A 20,108-nucleotide genomic window follows, 5' to 3' on the forward strand; every position below is an offset into this window, starting at 1 on the left:
TAATTTTTCTATAAAAATTTAAGAAAATTCTGTTGTTTTATTATCAAATTGTTATGTTTTTTGAACATGCAGGTTAAATTTTGTCGGCAAAAAGTGTATTTCAACGTTTTTCCATGTAGTTTATCGACGAATGTAGCTAGTAATTAGGTGTTTGTATATTTTCGCTGCTCCAAAACTACTTAATTTAACCAAAAGACAAGTATTTGTCTTGAACCTATTATACCTATGGCCCACACGGTACATTTTATGTATGAAGATCTTGAAAAGACTTTTTTCAGATTTTTGACATCCATTCCTTTCATTTTATCGTATCTGCTCTATGTGCTGAAGACCGCATCCGGTTGTTCAGCTGATTATATTTTTATTACCGCCATTAATACCAACACTGTCTATGCGTAACATTACTTTTAGAACCCCTAAGTTTTTTAGGTTAATTTTTATTGCTTCATTATTTTTACTAAATACCACTTTATCTTTTGCACAAGTCTGTGGGACTCCCGGAGCAGATGGACCAATAAATGTTTCGACATCGATAAATACATATTATCCAATAACAGGAACACTGAATTTAGCAAAAGGTGCAAAAACAATTGCGTTAACTGCAGTTCCGGCAACAGATAGTCACGGTAATAATTTTGGCGGAACTCAAATTTCATCCGGAGATTTGGTTTTAATTATCCAAATGCAGGATGCAACCATAGATTATAGTAATAATCCAAGTTATGGTTCAGGAAGCTCAACTTCTGGAATTGATAATTTGGGAGGTACCGGATTTACCAATTTAGGAAATACAGGAATCTATGAATATGTTATAGCAACGAGTAATGTACCTCTGACCGGAGGGACTTTAACGTTTATTGGAACCGGTACTGGAGGTGGTGCATTGAATGATTATTTTAATGCTGCTCCAACAACAACTAGCGGTAAAAAGACTTTTCAGATTATTCGTGTACCTCAATTTTCAAATTTAACTCTTAACTCTAATATTACAACGCCACCATTTAATGGTTTTGCCGGAGGAATTATTGCTTTTAATGTTTCTGGAACTTTTAACTTTAATGGATTCAATATTGACGGATCTGCCAGAGGTTTTAGAGGAGGTTACAGCCCTGTAGCGACAACAAATGCAAATAATTCAACTATCTACGTAGATAATTCAACGAATAGCGTAGTTTCAGGAAAAGGAGAAGGTATTGCCGGAACACCACGATATATGTGGGACGGTTTTAATCAGGTAAATAATGGAGTTGAAGGTATGCCGGGAGGATCTGCCGGTAGAGGAGCCCCAGCAAATGCTGGTGGTGGTGGAAATGATCACAACTCCGGAGGTGGAGGTGGTGGAAATGGTGGATATGGTGGTTTAGGTGGATTAGGCTGGCAAGGTGGCGGAGGAGACGTTAGTCCCTTAAACGGAGGTGGCCGACCAGGATATACTTCATATCTAACTGCAACACCATTGCTTACCCGTCTTGTTATGGGAGGTGGTGGTGGAGCCGGTGATGCCAATAACGCTGTAAATGGTGTAAAAGGTGGAGTTGGAGGAGCTATAATTTTGATTAATGCCGGTTCAATACAAGGATCAGGAAATATTTATGCAAATGGAGGTGTGGGAGCCGCCGGTACTTATTCAGGTGCGCCTGATGGAGCCGGAGGTGGTGGAGCCGGAGGAAGTGTTTTTCTAAATATTTCGAATAATAGTACCACCACAATTAATATTGAGGCAAAAGGTGGAAATGGAGGAAATACATTAAATGACGAAAATAATTCACACGGACCCGGTGGTGGTGGTGGTGGTGGAATAATTAGATATAATGTTCCGGGATCAGGAGTTACGATTAATACTTCTGTAATTAATGGAACTTCTGGAGTAACAGCTGATAATAAGGACCATGGTGCTCAACCAGGAACTCCAGGTTATGTATCTGCTTTTAGTTCAAGTGATATGCCTTCTGAATTGCAGATTAATTCTAATTGTTTAGCTTCACTTTCTACAAAAGTAAATTCAATAAATAAATCGCTATGCAATACAATTGATGCAACAGTTACTTACGAAATAGAAATAACAAATTTAGGAAGTGGAAATGCTGCACAAGTAAATTTAAATTATCTGTTTCCTACTGGGATAAATTTTGATTCTGCAACAGCAACTTATACACTTAATGCTTCTGGACCAACAGGCTCAATGGCAAATACAGGTACAGCAAATAGCCCTATTGTTGGAGGTTTCAATATTCCTTTGAATGGAGTTGTTAAAATTACGCTTATCGGAAAAGTTGCAGCTGCTATGACGCCAGGTACTACTTATAGTTCGAAAGCTCAAGCTTTATATTTGGATCCAACACGAACAATAGCAGATCCAACGAGAAGAATTACACCGTTTACAAATTCTTTCGGAACTGTTAATACAACTTATCAAACAGGGGGAGGATTAAATGTTGGAGGAACCAATTTTGATGGTACTTCAAAAACGGAAGATGATGTACTCATAATAGCATCTCCTGGAACTCCATCAATTTCAGCAAGTGGTCCAATAACATTTTGTGCAGGTGGAAGCGTTGTTTTGACTTCAACTGTGGGAACCGGTTACCTTTGGTCAACAGGAGCTACAACTCAAGCCATAACAGTAACAACTTCTGGTACTTATACAGTTAAGGTGTCTAATGCTTCCGGATGCTATAGTGCATCTTCAGCAGGCACAACAGTTACCGCGAATTCATTGCCAACAGCTTATAATGTTACAGGAGGAGGATCATATTGTGCTGGTGGAACAGGATTTGCAGTTGGACTAAGTAATTCTCAAACAGGAGTAAGCTATCAATTACAATTAGGAGGAGTTAATGATGGAACTGCAGTTACAGGAACTACAGGTTCAGCAATCAGTTTTGGAACAAAAACAGCTGCTGGAACTTATACTGTTGTTGCAACTAATACCACAACAAGCTGTACTGCAACAATGACAGGCAGTAAAACAATAACCATAAATCCATTACCAACAGCTTATACTGTTACGGGTGGCGGAACTTATTGCGCGGGAGGAACAGGATTTCCAATTGGATTAAGTAATTCTCAAACAGGAGTAAGTTATCAATTACAATTAGGAGGTACTAATAATGGAACTGCAGTTGCAGGAACTACTGGTTCAGCAATCAGCTTTGGAACAAAAACAGTTGCGGGAACTTATACTGTGGTTGCAACTAATACAACAACAAGTTGTACTTCATCAATGACTGGGAATGCTGTAATAACTGTAAATCCGTTACCAACAGCTTATACTGTTACCGGAGGCGGATCTTATTGCGCTGGTGGAACAGGACTTGCAGTTGGACTAAGTAATTCTCAGACCGGAGTAAGTTATCAATTACAATTAGGCGGAGTTAATGATGGAACTGCCGTTACAGGAACTACTGGTTCGGCAATCAGCTTTGGAACAAAAACAGCTGCAGGAACTTATACTGTGGTTGCTACTAATACTACAACAAGCTGTACTGTAGCAATGACAGGCAGTAAAACAATAACCATAAATCCATTACCAACAGCTTATGCCGTTACGGGAGGCGGAACTTATTGCGCTGGCGGAACAGGAGTTGCGGTTGGACTAAGCAATTCACAAACCGGAGTAAGTTATCAATTACAATTAGGAGGAGTGAATGACGGAGCTGCAGTTGCAGGAACTACAGGAACGGCAATTAGTTTTGGAACAAGAACAGCTTCGGGAACTTATACTGTGGTTGCAACTAATACAACAACAAGTTGTACTGCACCAATGACAGGCAGCAAAACAATAACAATAAATCCTTTACCAACAGCTTATACTGTAACCGGAGGCGGTGCATATTGCGCTGGTGGAACAGGATTTGCAATTGGACTAAGCAATTCTGAAACTGGAGTAAGCTATCAATTGCAATTAGGAGGAGTGAATGATGGAACTGCAGTTGCAGGAACTACTGGTTCAGCAATCAGCTTTGGAACAAAAACAGCTGCAGGAACTTACACTGTGGTTGCAACTAATACCACAACAAGCTGTACTGCAACAATGACAGGCAGTAGAACAATAACCATAAATCCATTACCAACAGCTTATACTGTTACGGGAGGCGGGGCATATTGCGCTGGTGGAGCAGGATTTGCAATTGGACTAAGCAATTCTGAAACTGGAGTAAGCTATCAATTACAATTAGGAGGAGTGAATGACGGAACTGCAGTTGCAGGAACTACAGGAACAGCAATCAACTTTGGAACAAAAACAGCTGCAGGAACTTATACTGTGGTTGCCACTAATGCTACAACAAGTTGTACTGCACCAATGACAGGCAGTAAAACAATAACCATAAATCCATTACCAACAGCTTATACAGTTACCGGAGGCGGATCATATTGCGCTGGTGGAACAGGATTTCCAATTGGATTAAGTAATTCACAAACAGGAGTTAGTTATCAATTACAATTAGGAGGAGTTAATGACGGAACTGCAGTTGGAGGAACTACTGGTACAGCAATAAGCTTTGGAACAAAAACAGCTGCGGGAACTTATACAGTGGTTGCAACTAATACAACAACAAGCTGTACTGCAGCAATGACAGGCAGTGCAACAATAACCATAAATCCATTACCAACAGCTTACAATGTTACCGGTGGAGGAGCTTATTGCGCTGGCGGAACAGGATTTCCAATTGGATTAAGCGATTCTCAAACTGGAGTAAGTTATCAGTTAAAATTAGGAAGTTCTAATGATGGAGCTGCAGTTGCAGGAACTACAGGAGTAGCAATTAGTTTTGGAACAAAAACAGCTGCAGGAACTTATACTGTGGTTGCAACTAATAACACAACAAGCTGTACTGCACCAATGACAGGCAGTAAAACAATAACAGTAAATCCATTACCAACAGCTTATACTGTAACCGGAGGCGGAACTTATTGCGCTGGTGGAGCAGGATTTGCAATTGGACTAAGCAATTCTGAGACTGGAGTAAGCTATCAATTACAATTAGCAGGAGTGAATGACGGAGCTGCAGTTGCAGGAACTACCGGTACTGCAATTAGTTTTGGAACAAAAACAGCTGCTGGAACTTATACTGTGGTTGCCACTAATACTACAACAAGCTGTACTGCACCAATGACAGGTAGTAAAGCAATAACAATAAATCCATTACCGGCAATACCAGTTACTTCTTTAACGCAACCTAACTGTACTACATTAACTGGTTCTATTACAGTTACAGTACAGGATCCGTTAGAGACTTATAGTTTTGATAATGGGCAAAATTTTCAGTCTGGTAATTCAAAATCAGGATTAGCACCAGGTAGTTATGATGTGATTATTCAGAATACATCGGGATGTAACTCACCTAAAAAAACAGTTACGATTGATGTAAAACCAAATTGTCCTCCAGTAGCCATTGACGATACAGCAACTGCAACCGAAGATACACTTTTCACCTCAACTGTAAGCCTTGTGGCGAATGATACCGATGTTGATTCAAGCCCACTCACAGTAGTAGCTGGAACTTACACTACATTGAAAGGCGGAACCTTGACTTTAGCGGCAGACGGATCTTATACTTATATGCCGGCAGCGAACTTTAATGGAACTGATACAGTAGATTATACAGTTACTGACGGAAGCCTAACTGATATTGGAACACTTACAATCACAGTAAATGCTGTAAACGATGCACCAATTGCAGTTGACGATACAGCAACCGCTACAGAAGATACTTTATACACCTCAACTATAAGCCTTGTGGCGAATGATACCGATGTAGATTCAAGCCCACTTACAGTAGTAGCTGGAACTTACACTACATTGAAAGGCGGAACCTTGACTTTAGCGGCAGACGGATCTTATACTTATATGCCGGCAGCGAACTTTAATGGAACTGATACAGTAGATTACACGGTAACTGACGGAAGTTTAACTGATATTGGAACATTAACGATCACAGTAAATGCTGTAAACGATGCTCCAATTGCTGTTGATGATACAGCCACTGCTACAGAAGACACACTTTTCACATCAAGTATCTCTCTTGTAGCTAATGATACTGATATAGACTCAAGCCCACTGACAGTATTAGCAGGAACTTATACGACAGCAAAAGGCGGAACATTGACTTTAGCTTCAGACGGATCGTATACTTATATGCCGGCTGCAAACTTTAACGGAACAGACACAGTAGATTATACGGTAACCGATGGAAGTTTAACAGATATCGGAACATTAACCATTACAGTAAACGCTGTAAACGATGCTCCAATTGCGGTTGACGATACTGCAACTGCTACAGAAGACACGCTTTACACATCAAGCATCTCTCTTGTAGCGAATGATACTGATATAGACTCAAGCCCGCTAACCGTGGTAGCAGGAACTTACACTACAGCAAAAGGTGGAACCTTGACTTTAGCTTCAGACGGATCGTATACTTATATGCCGGCTGCAAACTTTAACGGAACTGATACAGTAGATTACACGGTAACCGATGGAAGTTTAACAGATATTGGAACACTTACTATCACAGTAAATGCTGTAAACGATGCACCAATTGCTGTTGACGATACTGCAACGGCAACCGAAGATACTCTTTACACTTCAACAGTAAGCCTTGTAGCTAATGATACAGATGTAGATTCAAGTCCATTAACAGTGGTAGCAGGAACTTACACTACAGCAAAAGGCGGAACCTTGACTTTAGCAGCTGACGGATCGTATACTTATATGCCGGCAGCGAACTTTAATGGAACTGATACAGTAGATTATACAGTTACTGACGGAAGTTTAACCGATATTGGAACACTTACAATCACAGTAAATGCTGTAAACGATGCACCAATTGCAGTTGACGATACAGCAACCGCTACAGAAGATACTTTATACACCTCAACTATAAGCCTTGTGGCGAATGATACCGATGTAGATTCAAGCCCACTTACAGTAGTAGCTGGAACTTACACTACATTGAAAGGCGGAACCTTGACTTTAGCGGCAGACGGATCTTATACTTATATGCCGGCAGCGAACTTTAATGGAACTGATACAGTAGATTACACGGTAACTGACGGAAGTTTAACTGATATTGGAACATTAACGATCACAGTAAATGCTGTAAACGATGCTCCAATTGCTGTTGATGATACAGCCACTGCTACAGAAGATACTTTATACACATCGACAATAAGCCTTGTGGCTAATGATACCGATGTAGATTCAAGTCCACTAACAGTGGTAGCAGGAACGTATACAACAACTAAAGGCGGAACATTGACTTTAGCGGCAGACGGATCTTATACTTATATGCCAGCTCCGAATTTCAACGGAACAGATACAGTAGATTATACGGTAACTGACGGAAGTTTAACAGATATTGGAACATTAACGATCACAGTAAATGCTGTAAATAATGCGCCAATCGCTGTTGATGATACAGCAACTGCAACCGAAGACACCCTTTTCACATCAAGCATCTCTCTTGTTGCTAATGATACCGATGTAGATTCAAGCCCGCTGACAGTGGTAGCAGGAACGTTCACAACAACTAAAGGCGGAACACTGACTTTAGCAGCTGATGGATCGTATACTTATATGCCAGCTCCAAACTTTAACGGAACCGACACGGTAGATTATACAGTTACTGACGGAAGCCTAACTGATATTGGAACACTTACAATCACAGTAAATGCTGTAAATGATGCACCAATTGCTGTTGACGATACAGCCACCGCTACAGAAGACACGCTTTACACTTCAACGGTAAGCCTTGTGGCGAATGATACAGATGTAGATTCAAGTCCATTAACAGTAGTAGCTGGAACTTACACTACAGTGAAAGGCGGAACATTAACTTTAGCGGCAGACGGATCATATACTTATATGCCGGCTGCGAATTTTAATGGAACTGACTCAGTAGATTACACGGTAACCGATGGAAGTTTAACTGATATTGGAACTTTAACAATCACAGTAAACGCCGTAAACGATGCGCCAGTTGCTATTGACGATACAGCCACTGCAATTGAAGATACCCTTTACACTTCAACAGTAAGCCTTGTGGCGAATGATACCGATGTAGATTCAAGTCCACTAACAGTGGTAGCAGGAACGTATACAACAACTAAAGGTGGAACCTTGACTTTAGCGGCGGACGGATCATATACTTATATGCCGGCTCCAAACTTTAATGGAACTGACTCAGTAGATTATACCGTAACCGATGGAAGTCTAACCGATATTGGAATATTAACGATCACAGTAAACGCCGTAAACGATGCTCCAATTGCTGTTGACGATACAGCCACGGCTACAGAAGACACACTTTACACTTCAAGCATCTCTCTTGTAGCGAATGATACAGATGTAGATTCAAGTCCACTTACAGTAGTAGCAGGAACTTATACCACAACTAAAGGCGGAACATTAACCTTAGCTTCAGACGGATCTTATACTTATATGCCGGCTGCAAACTTTAGCGGAACCGACACAGTAGATTACACGGTAACAGATGGAAGTTTAACCGATATTGGAACCTTAACAATCACAGTAAATGCTGTAAACGATGCTCCAATTGCTGTTGATGATACAGCCACTGCTACAGAAGACACACTTTTCACATCAAGTATCTCTCTTGTAGCTAATGATACTGATATAGACTCAAGCCCACTGACAGTATTAGCAGGAACTTATACGACAGCAAAAGGCGGAACATTGACTTTAGCTTCAGACGGATCGTATACTTATATGCCGGCTGCAAACTTTAACGGAACAGACACAGTAGATTATACGGTAACCGATGGAAGTTTAACAGATATCGGAACATTAACCATTACAGTAAACGCTGTAAACGATGCTCCAATTGCGGTTGACGATACTGCAACTGCTACAGAAGACACGCTTTACACATCAAGCATCTCTCTTGTAGCGAATGATACTGATATAGACTCAAGCCCGCTAACCGTGGTAGCAGGAACTTACACTACAGCAAAAGGTGGAACCTTGACTTTAGCTTCAGACGGATCGTATACTTATATGCCGGCTGCAAACTTTAACGGAACTGATACAGTAGATTACACGGTAACCGATGGAAGTTTAACAGATATTGGAACACTTACTATCACAGTAAATGCTGTAAACGATGCACCAATTGCTGTTGACGATACTGCAACGGCAACCGAAGATACTCTTTACACTTCAACAGTAAGCCTTGTAGCTAATGATACAGATGTAGATTCAAGTCCATTAACAGTGGTAGCAGGAACTTACACTACAGCAAAAGGCGGAACCTTGACTTTAGCAGCTGACGGATCGTATACTTATATGCCGGCAGCGAACTTTAATGGAACTGATACAGTAGATTATACAGTTACTGACGGAAGTTTAACCGATATTGGAACACTTACAATCACAGTAAATGCTGTAAACGATGCACCAATTGCAGTTGACGATACAGCAACCGCTACAGAAGATACTTTATACACCTCAACTATAAGCCTTGTGGCGAATGATACCGATGTAGATTCAAGCCCACTTACAGTAGTAGCTGGAACTTACACTACATTGAAAGGCGGAACCTTGACTTTAGCGGCAGACGGATCTTATACTTATATGCCGGCAGCGAACTTTAATGGAACTGATACAGTAGATTACACGGTAACTGACGGAAGTTTAACTGATATTGGAACATTAACGATCACAGTAAATGCTGTAAACGATGCTCCAATTGCTGTTGATGATACAGCCACTGCTACAGAAGATACTTTATACACATCGACAATAAGCCTTGTGGCTAATGATACCGATGTAGATTCAAGTCCACTAACAGTGGTAGCAGGAACGTATACAACAACTAAAGGCGGAACATTGACTTTAGCGGCAGACGGATCTTATACTTATATGCCAGCTCCGAATTTCAACGGAACAGATACAGTAGATTATACGGTAACTGACGGAAGTTTAACAGATATTGGAACATTAACGATCACAGTAAATGCTGTAAATAATGCGCCAATCGCTGTTGATGATACAGCAACTGCAACCGAAGACACCCTTTTCACATCAAGCATCTCTCTTGTTGCTAATGATACCGATGTAGATTCAAGCCCGCTGACAGTGGTAGCAGGAACGTTCACAACAACTAAAGGCGGAACACTGACTTTAGCAGCTGATGGATCGTATACTTATATGCCAGCTCCAAACTTTAACGGAACCGACACGGTAGATTATACAGTTACTGACGGAAGCCTAACTGATATTGGAACACTTACAATCACAGTAAATGCTGTAAATGATGCACCAATTGCTGTTGACGATACTGCAACTGCAACTGAAGACACTCTTTACACATCAAGCATCTCTCTTGTTGCCAATGATACTGATGTAGATTCAAGCCCGTTAACAGTAGTAGCAGGAACATATACAACAACTAAAGGCGGAACCCTGATTTTAGCTTCAGACGGATCATATACCTATATGCCGGCTGCGAACTTTAATGGAACTGACACAGTAGATTATACGGTAACCGATGGAAGTTTAACTGATATTGGAACTTTAACAATCACAGTAAACGCTGTAAATGATGCACCAATTGCTGTTGACGATACAGCAACAGCTACAGAAGATACCCTTTACACTTCAATCATAAGTCTTGTGGCTAATGATACCGATGTAGATTCAAGCCCATTAACCGTGGTAGCTGGAACTTACACTACAGTGAAAGGCGGAACATTAACTTTAGCGGCTTACGGATTGTATACTTATATGCCGGCTGCAAACTTTAACGGAACCGACACGGTAGATTACACCGTAACTGACGGAAGTCTAACGGATATTGGAACATTAACCATCACAGTAAATGCTGTAAACGATGCGCCAATCGCCGTTGACGATACTGCAACTGCTACAGAAGATACTTTATACACATCGACAATAAGCCTTGTAGCTAATGATACCGATGTAGATTCAAGTCCATTAACAGTAGTAGCAGGAACTTACACTACTGCGAAAGGCGGAACATTGACTTTAGCGGCTGACGGATCGTATACTTATATGCCGGCTCCAAATTTCAACGGAACTGATACAGTAGATTACACCGTAACTGACGGAAGTCTAACTGATATTGGAACTTTGACAATAACAGTAACAGCAGTAAACAATGCGCCAATTGCTGTTGACGATACAGCAACGGCTACAGAAGATACCCTTTACACCTCAACTGTAAGCCTTGTGGCGAATGATACCGATGTAGACTCAAGCCCGTTAACAGTAGTAGCAGGAACGTACACCACAACTAAAGGCGGAACATTAACTTTAGCTGCTGACGGATCGTATACTTATATGCCGGCTCCAAACTTTAATGGAACTGACACTGTAGATTATACCGTAACTGACGGAAGTTTAACAGATATCGGAACATTGACCATCACAGTAAACGCTGTAAACGATGCACCAATTGCTGTTGACGATACTGCAACTGCAACCGAAGACACGCTTTACACCTCAACGGTAAGCCTTGTGGCGAATGATACAGATGTAGATTCAAGCCCACTTACAGTAGTAGCTGGAACTTATACGACAACTAAAGGCGGAACATTGACTTTAGCGGCAGACGGATCCTATACTTATATGCCGGCTGCAAACTTTAGCGGAACCGATACGGTAGACTACACCGTAACTGACGGAAGTTTAACAGATATTGGAACATTAACCATTACAGTAAATGCTGTAAACGATGCTCCAATTGCTGTTGACGATGTAAATGCAACTAACGAAGACACAACTTTAACTGTTGATGTTGCTTCCGGAAATAATTTATTAGCAAATGATACCGATGCAGATGGAGATACTTTGACAATTACACAATTTGTAATTGGAACAACAACTTACACAGTTGGAAGTACCGCTAACTTAACCGAAGGAGATCTTACAATAAATGCAAACGGCAGTTATGCTTTTGTTCCAAAAGCAGATTATAATGGATCGGTACCAAAAGTAACCTACACCGTAACTGATGGAACAACTTCTACTACAGCAAATTTATTTATCACAGTAATTCCGGTTAACGATGCAATTGTGATAAAAGACGATTCTGCAAATTCAGTTGTAAGTACAAATCAACCAAAAACGATTTTGAATGTTCTTGGAAATGATACTAAAAACGGATTACCAATTGTATCAACTGAAGTAACTATTAAAGAAACAGTTTCAGATCCAACAGGAAACATAAAATTAAATCCTGACGGAACAATTGTTCTAAAACCAAATGCGCCATCTGGAACTTATGAATTAACATACCAAGTTTGTGAATTAAACACAACAAACTGCGGAACAGCTACAGTAAAAATTACTGTTGTTGCACCGGTTATAGATGCAGTTTCTGAAACTACAACTCCAATTAATGGAAGTATTGGAGGAACAACAATATCGCTTATCACAAACGATACCTTAAACGGAGGTTCAGTAGTTATAGGAAACCAAGTTGGTCAGGTTATTTTGACAGGTATAAATGTCCCAACAGGATTAACTTTAAACGCAGACGGAACAGTAACTGTAGCACCTGGAACTCCAAAAGGAGATTACCAAGTTGAATACAGAATTTGTGAGGCAAATGATCCAAACAATTGTGATACAGCAATAAGTATTATCGCCGTAACTGGAGCAGATTTAATCTTGAAAGACGATTCTGCAGGTTCAGTAGTAAGTACAAATCAGCCAAAAACGATATTGAATGTTCTTGGAAATGATACTAAAAATGGATTGCCAATTGTTTCAACAGATGTAACTATTAAAGAAACAGTTTCAGATCCAACAGGAAACATAAAATTAAATTCTGATGGAACAATTGTTCTAAAACCAAACGCGCCATCTGGAACTTATGAATTAACATATCAGGTTTGTGAATTAAACACAACAAACTGCGGAACAGCTACAGTAAAAATTACTGTTGTTGCACCGGTTATCGATGCAGTTTCTGAAACTACAGCTCCAATAAATGGAAATATCGGAGGAACAACAATATCGCTTATTACAAACGATATCTTAAACGGAGGTTCAGTAGTTATAGGAAACCAAGTTGGTCAGGTTATTTTGACAGGTATAAATGTCCCAACAGGATTAACTTTAAACGCAGACGGAACAGTAACTGTAGCACCGGGAACTCCAAAAGGAGATTACCAAGTTGAATACAGAATCTGTGAGGCAAATGATCCAAACAATTGCGACACAGCAATAAGTATTATCGCCGTAACTGGAGCTGATTTAGTCTTAAAAGACGATTCTGCAGGTTCAGTAGTTGGAGTTAATCATCCGGTAGATGTTTTAAATGTACTTGGAAATGATACTAAAAACGGACAACCAATTGTTTCAACAGATGTAACTATCAAAGAAACAGTTTCAGATCCAACCGGAAATATTAAATTAAATCCTGACGGAACAATTGTTTTCGGACCAAATGCGCCAGCCGGAACATATGAATTAACATATCAGGTTTGCGAATTAAACACGACAAATTGTGCGACAGCAACAGTAACAGTTACCGTTGTTGCTCCAACAATGACAATAACAGCAGATAGCTATTGTTCAAACGATGTTCCTTATGTTTCCTATAATGTGAAACCGGACAATTTTACGCCAAACAACTTATTGACAATAACATGGATCGACAGCGCGAATAATGTTGTTGCAACACAAACTAACTTGCCATTAAGCGGAAATATTCTTTGGCCGGGAGCGACTATTGACAGTAATGGAAACGGTTTAGATTGGCCAGGATGGATATTCGCAAACGGACAATGGACAGAAGGCGTCGACGGATTTGAAAATACAAGACCAAGCGTAACGATGGAATTTTCATTAAATCCAACCGTAAAAGTTGTAGTAAATTATCCTGTAGCAACGGCAGATTGTAATGCAAGACCTGCATTTATAATTAAAGCTAATGATGATGAAGCAGGACCAATTAATACAAATAAAGAAATAAGTACATCATTGAATATCTTTAATAATGATACTTTAAACGGAACAAAATTTAATGCTTCGAATGTTGTTTTAACGACAATTATTCCGAATCCTAATTTAGTTTTAAACGCAGATGGTTCAGTAGATCTTGTACCAAAAACACCTTCAGGAACGTATCACTTAACATATCAAATTTGTGATGCTGTAAATCCACGTAGTTGTAGTCAGGCAGTTGTTACTGTTACCGTATTAAATTCATTAGATCCGGATCCGCCAGTAGTAACACCACTTATTCTAACGAATGATAAAATAAATGTTGATGGAATAAATGGAGAATTAGAATTCATAAATGTCTTGGATAATGATTTATTAAATGGATTACCAATTAAGATAGCCGATGTTGTATTTACACCTACTACAAGTCCATATTTCGAATTTAATGTAGATGGAACAGTAAACGTGAAACCAAACACGCCAGGCGGAGATTATACACTGACTTATCAAGTTTGTGAAAAAGCAAATTCACAAAATTGTAAAACAGGAACATTAAATGTTTTCGTTGAAGTTCCGTCAATTGCAATTATTAAAACAGCTTCGTTTAACGACGAAAATGGAGATAAAGTTGCAGAAGCCGGAGAAAGCATTACTTATAAATTCAAAATAACAAATACAGGTAATGTCGCTTTAACGCAAGTTATGATTAAGGATCTTTTACCGGGAATTGTAATCTCCGGACAAGCAATTGATTTGGATCCAAATCAGTCTGATGAAACAAACTTTACCGCAGAATACAAAATAACACAAAATGATATCAACCACGGAAGTGTTACAAATCAGGCAAGTGTTGAAGGAAAAAGCGGAAAAGGAGTTGTAGTTGGAGATACATCTGATAAGGAAAATAATGCAGAAGACAGACCTACAGTTATCGCATTGAATGGATGTGAGATAAAAGTCTTCAATGCTTTTTCTCCAAACGGAGATGCAAAAAATGCAAGATTCTATATTCAGGGATTAGAATGTTATCCTGACAATACAGTCGAGATATACAACCGTTGGGGAGTATTGGTTTATGATACTACTAATTATAATAATGAAGACAGAGTTTTTGTTGGAATCTCAGAAGGACGTACAACTGTAAAACAATCAGATGGTCTGCCGGTAGGAACCTATTTTTATATATTGAAATATAAAGACAGCGGCTCAAACCAACATGAATTATCAGGATACTTATACATTAATAAATAAAAATAATAAACGGCTTAGTCAGAAGCTGAGCCGTTTTTTAAAAGATCATTAAATGAAAAAACTAGCTTTAATTTTTGTGTTTTTTTCTATTGTATGTAACGCACAACAAGACGCGCAGTTTACACAATATATGTACAACACCATTGCAATAAACCCCGCTTATGCAGGTTCGCGCGGAGTATTAAGTGTTTTTGGTTTGTATCGTACACAATGGATTGGACTTGACGGAGCACCAGAAACAAGTACATTTTCAATCAATACACCTTTAAATAATAGTAATTTGGGATTGGGAGTTTCTTTGGTAAATGATAAAATCGGACCAACAAACGAAAACACATTGTCGGCAGATTTATCGTATAGTATTCCAACTTCAGAAAAATTTAAATTGTCATTTGGATTAAAAGCAACAGCCAACCTTTTCAATTTGGATGTAACTAAATTAACTTATGAAAATCAAGGTGATCCACAATTCCAGGATTTAAATAATAAGTTTACACCAAATATTGGAGCCGGAGTTTATTGGCATTCAGATCAGGCTTATATTGGATTATCAGTGCCAAATTTTATCCAAACCAATAGATATGATGATAACGATGTTGCTATTTTCAAAGACAAAATCAACTACTATTTTATGGCAGGTTACGTCTTTAATTTAGACCATTTAGAGTATATAAAATTCAAGCCAGCCCTATTAACAAAAATGGTTGAAGGAGCACCTTTGCAAGTAGATGTTTCAGGAAATTTTATGTTTAATGATAAATTTGTTGTAGGACTTGCTTATCGTTGGAGCGCTTCAGTAAGTGCAATGGCAGGTTTTCAGGTTTCAAAAGGAATGTATATAGGATACGGTTACGATCATGAAACTACCAACTTAAGAAGATACAATTCAGGATCACATGAGATTTTCCTTCGTTTTGAATTTTTCCATAATTACAGCAGACTTACATCACCAAGATTCTTTTAATTGATTTAAAATATGATGATTAAAAAACTATTATATTCCTTTTTGTTCTTTAGCATTTTTTTCGCAGCAAATGCCCAAACTGCAAGTATAGCAAATGCAGATAAAAAATACGATAATTACGCTTACGCGGATGCAATAAAAGCCTACGAAAAGTTAGTTAAAAAAGGAGTTAGAGACGAAAAAGTATTTCAAAGATTAGGGAATTCCTATTATCTTATTGGAGAATTACAACAAGCTTTAAAATACTATCAGGAATTATATATCCTTAATGAAAATCAGGAACCAGAGTATTTGTATAAATATGCTCAATGTTTGAAATCAGAAGGAAATTATACACAATCAGATGAAATTTTGGAAAAACTCATTCAAAAAGCACCATCAGATAAAAGAGGTATCCTATTCGCAAATAATAAAAATTATTTAGAAGATATTAAAGCAAATTCTGGCCGATTTGATATTGCAGATGCCGGAATTAATTCAAAAGATTCAGATTACGGAAGTACTATTTTAGATAATAAACTAGTATTTACATCTGCCAGAGATACCGGTTCAATAGTCAAAAAGAATTTTAAATGGACCAATAAAGCAATTTCAACTTTATATTCTGCTGAATTAAGTCCTGACGGAAGTATTGGAAAACCAATGATATTTCATAAAGAAAATTTAAGAGTCAATTTCAATCAATCGACTCCGGTTTTTACAAAAGACGGAAGAACAATGTACTTCACCAGAAATAATTCTGTAGATGGAAAAAGAAGAGAGAATGAAAAGAAAATTACATTCTTAAAACTTTATAAAGCAACTTTAATAGACGACGAATGGAAAGAAGTTCAGGAACTTCCTTTTAATAGTGACGAATACAGCGTTGCGCATCCGGCTTTGAGCGTCGATGAAAAAACATTGTATTTTGCATCAGATATGCCAGGAACGCTTGGAGCTTCGGATATTTTTAAAGTAAGTATAGAAGCTAATGGAAGTTTTGGAAAACCTGAAAATTTAGGTTCGGATATCAATACAGAAGGAAGAGAAACCTTTCCTTTTATTTCGGCTGAAAATGAACTTTATTTTGCCAGTGATGTAAGACCAGGTTTAGGCGGACTTGATATTTATGTTTCGAAAATAACTAAAGAAGGTTCTTTTGATGAAGTTCAGAATATTGGAGAACCAATTAATAGTAAACAAGACGATTTTGCTTTTATAATTAACAATAAAAACAGAAACGGTTTTTTCTCTTCAAATAGAAGTGGTGGTCAAGGATTGGACGATGTTTATCGATTTACAGAAAACCGCAGATTAATTTGCGAACAATCTATATCAGGAACAATTACAGATCAGGAAACAAACGAAACACTTTCGAATGTTGCTTTAATTTTGTTTGACGAAGCAGGTAAATCTGCCGTTGAAGCAAAATCTGATGCTAACGGAAATTATGTTTTTTCGAATGTAAAATGCGGAAAGAAATACTTTATCAAAACATCAAAAGAAGATTATTTGTTTAAAGAAGTTTCTGTGACGTTGAAAAAAGCAACAGGTTCAGTTTCTCTGCCAATAGCTTTAGAAAAGAAACCAAAACCAATAGTAGCAATTCCGGTTGTGATAAAGGCAAGTAATTCTATTAAACCAGTTAAAGTCAATATTACTATTGGGACCGATTTAGGAAAATTATTAAAAATTCCGATGAACTTTTTTGATTTAGGAAAAGCTACAATCAAGAAAACATCAGAGCCTCAATTGCAGAAAATTGTTGATATGCTAAAACAATATCCAAGCATAAAATTAGATATTCGTTCGCATACAGACAGCCGTTCATCGACTGAAAGTAATCAGATTTTATCAGACAAAAGAGCAGAATCGACGAAGAATTGGTTGATACAAAAAGGAATCGACGCAAGCCGATTAACAGCAAAAGGATACGGAGAAACACAATTAGTAAATAAATGTGCCGATGGTGTAAAATGTACCGAACAAGAACATCAGCAAAACAGACGAAGCGAATTTATAATTGTAAGTCTGTAATTTGATAAACATAAAAAAGACCTTTTTCTAATCTGAAAAAGGTCTTTTTTATTGCATTCTATTTTGAATAGGAATAAATCCCAGCGGTATGGAATATTTATAGATAATATTGATGTATCGGAAAGAACCCATTTTTGGGTGATATTTATGATGCAATTTCACTCCGCTGGAGTTTTAAAATAGAGATTTTTTGTTTGGCTATAAATATAATGCTCCGATGGAGCAGCCAATCTATCTGAATAAATTATGTGATATTATTAGAATCCGCAATAAACATTTGGTTGATTTCGTCTAGAACATCAAATTCATTGGTAGGAAACATTTCTAAAACCATTTCTAAAACGAGCGCTATATTAATAGGTGAAGTTTTAATGGTTTCCGAAGTTTTATGTGCATCGTGATCCAGCGCTACAATACATAATTTTAGGATTTCGGTAATAAGACAACCAAGTTCAGAATAATTTGAAAGCTTAATTTGAACGGTATAAGTTTCTGATTCATCATTAGAAGGTTTTAAGGTGTTTAAATATAGGGCAGATAACTTTTTTAGGCGTTCTAAATTTTTAGTTTCAATTGTTTCCATAATAATGTTTTTAATTCTTCTGAAAGTGTTATTGTCATTTCATGCAAGTTGTGTTTTATAATTGTTATTTTCAACATACTATAATATGTTAATTTAATCATTTTCTTATATTTTTAAAAAATCAAATGTATTAAAGAGAGAAGAATAATAGAACGACATATATGTCGTGTTGATATCTTTTTTAAATTTTATGTAATCCCTACGGGATATTATGGAAACGTGCTTTCCTATTTCTACCAACATTTAATTCCTAACGGAATATATTGTAGGGATGGATTTTAATCCGTCCTTCTCAAACATAACCACAATCTTGTCATTTCGACGGAGGAGAAATCTCCGTGAGAAGCTCGACAAAGATTGGCGAGTTTCTTTGTAGAGTTTCTAGTGTGATTTCTCCTCCGTCGAAATGACAAATTAAACGAAAAACACTATTATGAAAACAATTGCCCTAGCCCCGATAGAAGTGGAAATCCTTTTGTGGCGGGGTTCGCCACAAAAGATTGTAACGGATAGCGGGATTAGCTCCTGATTAAAATCATTCATTCATATATCCCTACAGGATATTTTATCGGGCATCATATTTTTTTTCTACCGATCCATAACTCCTAGCGGAGTTTCTGTTAATGCTTAATTTTCGCAAATTACCCCATTAGGGGTAAATGGTCGGTAACCCTGCGTTTTTCGCAAAAAAGTCTTAAAATTCATTCATTTTTTTAAAGTAAAATTTCTTTAGATTAAATTTTAACTTATTATGTTTAAAATGAGTTGATTAAGTCTTAAAAAATCGTTTTCGTTGTTTTTTATATTCATTTTTTTCTAACTTTATAGAACTTAAAATTTTTCAGATATGACTGTAAATCAAATACTAAACGCAAAAGGGAAAAATGTTTATTCCGTACTTTCAACAACAACAGTTTATGAAGCTTTGAAAGTAATGGGCGAAAAAAACATAGGGGCAATTCTGGTTATTGATGGAACCGATTTGAAAGGGATATTATCTGAAAGGGATTATGCCCGAAAAATTGTTTTGAAAGACAAGTCATCAAAAGAAACCTTTGTACATGAGATTATGGAAAGCACTGTTTTTTCGGTTAACCTTTCTAATAATATCGAAGACTGCATGGAGTTGATGAGTACGAAAAGGATTAGACATTTACCAGTTTTGGAAGATGGAATTGTGGTAGGAATAATTTCGATCAGTGACGTTGTAAAAGCGATTATAGAAATTCAAAAAGATACTATAAATCATTTAAATTCATATATTTCTCAGTAATATAAAACATAAAAATATACTTTATAAAATAGTCCAAATTATCGTGGACTATTTTTTTTGGGGTAACGAAAACGTTTTTTTCGGA

The 20,108-nt window shown here is 37.7% G+C and carries 6 protein-coding genes; 4 read left to right on the plus strand and 2 right to left on the minus strand.

All coding sequences use genetic code 11. The features are described from left to right. Positions 1–391: 391 nt before the first annotated feature. Genes CLU81_RS16170 through CLU81_RS16180 form a run of 3 tightly spaced genes read left to right on the plus strand, consistent with a single transcriptional unit; the run spans position 392 to position 18,167 of the window. The gene (locus CLU81_RS16170) at positions 392–15,187 is read left to right on the plus strand and encodes an Ig-like domain-containing protein (RefSeq protein ID WP_099710748.1); all 14,796 of its coding nucleotides are present in this window, start codon (positions 392–394) and stop codon (positions 15,185–15,187) included. A 52-nt stretch (positions 15,188–15,239) separates the two neighbouring features. Further along, positions 15,240–16,151, plus strand: coding sequence for a type IX secretion system membrane protein PorP/SprF (locus tag CLU81_RS16175; RefSeq protein ID WP_099710749.1), 912 nt, complete (start codon positions 15,240–15,242; stop codon positions 16,149–16,151). A gap of 12 nt (positions 16,152–16,163) precedes the next feature. Continuing rightward, positions 16,164–18,167: an OmpA family protein gene (locus tag CLU81_RS16180; protein ID WP_099710750.1), complete on the plus strand. Its 2,004-nt coding sequence runs from the start codon at positions 16,164–16,166 to the stop codon at positions 18,165–18,167. Positions 18,168–18,411: 244 nt separating this feature from the next. Here CLU81_RS16180 and CLU81_RS16185 read toward each other — a convergent pair whose 3' ends face one another. Together CLU81_RS16185 and CLU81_RS27240 are read right to left on the minus strand one after the other, a co-directional pair. After that, a complete protein-coding gene (locus CLU81_RS16185) occupies positions 18,412–18,750 on the minus strand; it encodes a hypothetical protein (RefSeq protein WP_099710751.1) in 339 nt (112 codons plus the stop codon). Next, complete coding sequence (locus CLU81_RS27240; protein ID WP_255410516.1) at positions 18,723–18,851, minus strand: hypothetical protein; 129 nt, start codon at positions 18,849–18,851, stop codon at positions 18,723–18,725. Before CLU81_RS27240 ends, CLU81_RS16185 begins: the two co-directional genes overlap by 28 nt. Before the next feature lie 746 nt (positions 18,852–19,597). Here CLU81_RS27240 and CLU81_RS16190 point away from each other — a divergent pair. Next, complete coding sequence (locus CLU81_RS16190) at positions 19,598–20,023, plus strand: CBS domain-containing protein (protein ID WP_099710752.1); 426 nt, start codon at positions 19,598–19,600, stop codon at positions 20,021–20,023. Positions 20,024–20,108: the final 85 nt, after the last annotated feature.

The sequence above is a fragment of the Flavobacterium sp. 9 genome, from assembly GCF_002754195.1.
Taxonomy (GTDB): domain Bacteria; phylum Bacteroidota; class Bacteroidia; order Flavobacteriales; family Flavobacteriaceae; genus Flavobacterium.

Coding starts and splice junctions, on each gene's coding strand:
- CLU81_RS16185 (WP_099710751.1), bottom strand. CDS start 18,750: ATGGAAACAATTGAAACTAAAAATTTAGAACGCCTAAAAAAGTTATCT.
- CLU81_RS16175 (WP_099710749.1), top strand. CDS start 15,240: ATGAAAAAACTAGCTTTAATTTTTGTGTTTTTTTCTATTGTATGTAAC.
- CLU81_RS27240 (WP_255410516.1), bottom strand. CDS start 18,851: ATGATTAAATTAACATATTATAGTATGTTGAAAATAACAATTATAAAA.
- CLU81_RS16170 (WP_099710748.1), top strand. CDS start 392: ATGCGTAACATTACTTTTAGAACCCCTAAGTTTTTTAGGTTAATTTTT.
- CLU81_RS16190 (WP_099710752.1), top strand. CDS start 19,598: ATGACTGTAAATCAAATACTAAACGCAAAAGGGAAAAATGTTTATTCC.
- CLU81_RS16180 (WP_099710750.1), top strand. CDS start 16,164: ATGATGATTAAAAAACTATTATATTCCTTTTTGTTCTTTAGCATTTTT.